Genomic DNA, 3,674 nt, shown 5'->3' on the forward strand with positions numbered 1-3,674 from the left:
CGCGACGAAAAGCTTAGCGACTGCCTCTTCGTCTCGCCGATACTTGATATGAAATACGTTATTTCGAATATTATGCGTAGGGCTGGCGTCAGCGAGGAGCGATTGAAGCAAGAGCGGATGATTTTGACTCCTGCTGGGCAACCGCTTTTTTGGGAATATTGGAGTTTTGTTTTGAACAATCCGATCACTAAGTGGGAAACGCCCAGTAGAATTCTATACGCAGAAAACGACGATATGACGCCTCTTTACATCGCTAAAAATTTTGCGCAGAAGTTCGACTGCGACTTAAGCGTTATGAAAAACGGCGAGCATTGGTTCCATACGCCGCAGCAGCTAGATTACTTACACAGATGGATCAAATCGGCGGTTGAGAATCGGCGATAAAATTCTATGAAAGACTTTTAAAACTCGCGCCCAAGCCCGCGCCGATAAAATTCCGCGCGTTTTCGGGGTACAAATTTCATAAATTTAAGATGATCTTGATATTTTGCTTTAATACGCTTGTTTTATAAGGCGCTTTTCGTAAATCTCAGCTCGCATCGCCGTCGTGCGAGGGGCATAGCTTCAAAGCACCCATCTCATAAATTTAACCGCAATAGCATAAATCATGACCGATATAAATTAGAAACTAAAATATGATTAGAATTTAACCGATAGGCTGTCAATACAAATGCAAAAATGCCGATTTTAAAGCTAAATTTTAAAAAATACCTATAAAGATGAATTCTTGAAATATTAGCATATTTTTGGCATGAGGTGCGAGCCGATGTACGGCTTATCGCACTTCACTAGCACTATCGCGCTTATGTCGCGCGTACGCTTTACGAATCCATAGCAGTAGCGCGATTAAATTTTAAAAATTATTTGCCTATCCTAAAGCCGTTTAGCTTCATATAAGTCGTATCTTTATGAAATGCTTCGCAGCGCTCCCTGTTGCGGTTGATGTTTTCGGTTGTGAAGAAATAGCCATCACTATCTTGACGCAAGGTGATCGTCGCGCAAAAGATCATATCGTTTTTGAGTTTCGGTCCTACGCCATAGGTAAAGCTTTGATTGACTGCTAAGCTACGTGCCAGATCGCTATCACTAAACTGTCTGGAGCCCGTCATACTTTTAAGCATTCTAAATTCACCTTGATTGAGGTAATCTCTTTGTATATCCTTAAATACACCTTCAAGCTCAACTGCGTAGGCTTTTACTAAAACCTCATCCTTAGCACCGCTTAATTTAGGATATATTATTTTTACTATCACGAAGATTATAATAGCTAAAAATATTATCCCACTTACGCCGCCGCCTACTGCCGCACCTTTTCTCATTTTCATCATTTTACTCCTTCGTCGATGTCCTTTACCAAGGCATCTATTTTTTTATTAAGCATAAAATTTTCATAGCTTTTTTGGATATAGGCTTCAAGCAGTTCGCCCGCATCCAGATGATCGCTGCCGCGAGTTAAAATCCGCCAGTCCCTGCCGAAGACCTTCGCAAAGTCATCATCCAGGCTTATCGCGTATTTTTTCGTCAAAGACTTACTCGTCAGCTGAACCGAAATTTCTTTCATTTCTCGCCTAAATTATCGCCTGCCAAAATATCGTCGATCTGCTTGCTTAGATCCTCATCGCTCATCTTGCGATATGCCAGATCGTTTTCTAGCGTGCCAAGCTGCATTCCCAAAGCCTCGTTTTGCGCCTTGACCGTCGCTAGCTCTGTGCGTAGTTTTTCGTTTTCGTCTCTAGCTTCGCTATAGCGTCTAATCAGCTCAGCTACTTTATTGCTTAAGCCCTCGACCTTTTTCTCTTCGTCAAAGATTGATTCCATTATTTCGCCTTTTCTGATATAATTTAAATGAAAATATTACCCAATTTTGGCTTTAAAAAAGGAAAAATTTTGCAAAATTTTAAAATCGAGAGCAAATTCTCTCCGAGCGAGGATCAAGAAAAAGCGATCGAAGGCATCGTCGCGGGCTTTCAAAGCGGCAACAAATACCAAACTCTTCTCGGCGTTACCGGCTCGGGTAAAACATTTACCATGGCAAATATCATCAAGCGCCTCGGAATTCCCGCGCTCGTAATGACGCATAACAAATCTCTCGCGGCGCAGCTTTATAGCGAATTTAAGGGCTTTTTCCCGCAAAATCACGTCGAGTATTTCATCAGCTACTACGATTATTATCAGCCCGAGGCCTACATCCCCAGGCAGGATCTTTTCATCGAAAAGGACAGCGACGTAAACCAAGAGCTCGAGCGCTTGCGGCTAAGCGCCACGGCAAGCCTGCTAAGCTTCGACGACGTCATCACAGTAGCGTCGGTTTCGGCAAACTACGGCCTGGGCGATCCCGCCGAATACAAAGGCATGGTGCTGTTTTTTGAGATCGGATCAAAATTTAGCACTAAATTTTTGCTTCGCAAGCTCGTCGATATGGGTTACAAGCGCAACGACGATTTTTTTGATCGCGGGAATTTTCGCGTAAACGGCGACGTGATCGACATCTACCCCGCGTATTTTAACGACGAGGCATTTAGGGTCGAGTTTTTCGGCGACGAGATAGAGGCGATGTATCATCTGGACGTGCTCGAAAATAAAAAGACGCAGAGCGTCAAAAAATTTATTCTCTACCCGACGAGCCAGTTCATCGTGGGCGAGCAGCGCCTGAAATCAACGATCAAAGGGATCGAGGAGGAGCTTGAGCAGAGGCTGAAATTTTTCGAGGACGCGGGCAAGCTCGTCGAGGCGCAGCGGCTGAAAGGGCGAGTAGAATTTGACCTTGAGATGCTGGGCGCTACGGGGATGTGCAAGGGGATCGAAAACTACGCGCGCTATCTGACCGGTCAAAAGCCGGGCGAGACGCCCTATTCGCTCTTTGATTACTACGAGAGCAAGGGCAAGGACTACCTCGTTATCGTCGATGAAAGCCACGTGAGCCTGCCGCAGTTTCGCGGGATGTTCGCAGGAGATCGCAGCCGCAAAGAAACGCTCGTAGAATATGGCTTCCGTCTGCCATCAGCACTTGATAACCGCCCGCTGATGTTTGATGAGTTTATCAATAAAAAGGCTAAATTCCTATTCGTCTCTGCAACGCCCAATGATTACGAGCTGGATCTTAGCCGCGGAGCCGTATATGAGCAGATACTGCGCCCGACGGGACTACTCGATCCGCAGATTATCTTAAAAGACAGCGACAATCAGGTCGAAATTTTACACGATATGGCAAAGGAGGTTATCGCGCGCGGCGAGCGGATCTTAGTAACCGTGCTAACCAAAAAGATGGCGGAGGAGCTGAGCAAATACTATCTGGAGCTTGGGCTTAAGGTCAAATATATGCACTCGGACATCGATGCGATCGAGCGCAACGAGCTCATCCGCGGTCTTCGCAGCGGCGAATACGATATGCTAATCGGTATAAATCTGCTCCGCGAGGGGCTCGATCTGCCCGAAGTAAGCCTTATCGCGATCATGGATGCCGATAAGGAGGGCTTTTTGCGTTCGCGCACGAGCCTCATTCAGACGATGGGGCGAGCCGCGCGAAACGTGCACGGGCAGGTCGTGATGTTTTGCAAAAAGATCACCGCTTCGATGCAAGAGGCGATCGACATCACCCAAAAACGTCGCAAATTTCAAGATGAATACAACCGCGCCCACGGCATAACCCCGCATTCTGCGAGCCGCAATATCGA

At 46.1% G+C, this 3,674-nt stretch carries 4 protein-coding genes and 1 pseudogene; 2 read left to right on the forward strand and 3 right to left on the reverse strand.

Translation table 11 applies throughout. The features are described 5' to 3' along the window. Nucleotides 1-384: pseudogene (locus tag Q0340_RS08785) on the forward strand (alpha/beta hydrolase); the annotation flags it as partial. 476 nt (nucleotides 385-860) lie between these two features. On the opposite strand, the gene Q0340_RS08790 reads toward Q0340_RS08785, so the two are convergent. The 3 genes from Q0340_RS08790 to Q0340_RS08800 are packed head-to-tail and all read right to left on the reverse strand — an operon-like array spanning nucleotide 861 to nucleotide 1,818. Beyond that, entirely contained in the window at nucleotides 861-1,328 is a 468-nt protein-coding gene (locus Q0340_RS08790; RefSeq protein ID WP_298083010.1) for a hypothetical protein, read from the reverse strand. Beyond that, the gene (locus tag Q0340_RS08795) at nucleotides 1,325-1,561 is read right to left on the reverse strand and encodes a hypothetical protein (RefSeq protein WP_005871317.1); all 237 of its coding nucleotides are present in this window, start codon (nucleotides 1,559-1,561) and stop codon (nucleotides 1,325-1,327) included. Before Q0340_RS08795 ends, Q0340_RS08790 begins: the two co-directional genes overlap by 4 nt. Further along, nucleotides 1,558-1,818: a hypothetical protein gene (locus tag Q0340_RS08800; protein WP_177388007.1), complete on the reverse strand. Its 261-nt coding sequence runs from the start codon at nucleotides 1,816-1,818 to the stop codon at nucleotides 1,558-1,560. Before Q0340_RS08800 ends, Q0340_RS08795 begins: the two co-directional genes overlap by 4 nt. A gap of 69 nt (nucleotides 1,819-1,887) precedes the next feature. Here Q0340_RS08800 and uvrB point away from each other — a divergent pair. Then, the coding region (uvrB, locus tag Q0340_RS08805; protein ID WP_298083011.1) for an excinuclease ABC subunit UvrB at nucleotides 1,888-3,674 on the forward strand (1,787 nt) is incomplete at its 3' end.

The organism is uncultured Campylobacter sp. (assembly GCF_938045595.1).
Lineage (GTDB): Bacteria > Campylobacterota > Campylobacteria > Campylobacterales > Campylobacteraceae > Campylobacter_B.

Coding starts and splice junctions, on each gene's coding strand:
- Q0340_RS08790 (WP_298083010.1), bottom strand. CDS start 1,328: ATGATGAAAATGAGAAAAGGTGCGGCAGTAGGCGGCGGCGTAAGTGGG.
- Q0340_RS08795 (WP_005871317.1), bottom strand. CDS start 1,561: ATGAAAGAAATTTCGGTTCAGCTGACGAGTAAGTCTTTGACGAAAAAA.
- Q0340_RS08800 (WP_177388007.1), bottom strand. CDS start 1,818: ATGGAATCAATCTTTGACGAAGAGAAAAAGGTCGAGGGCTTAAGCAAT.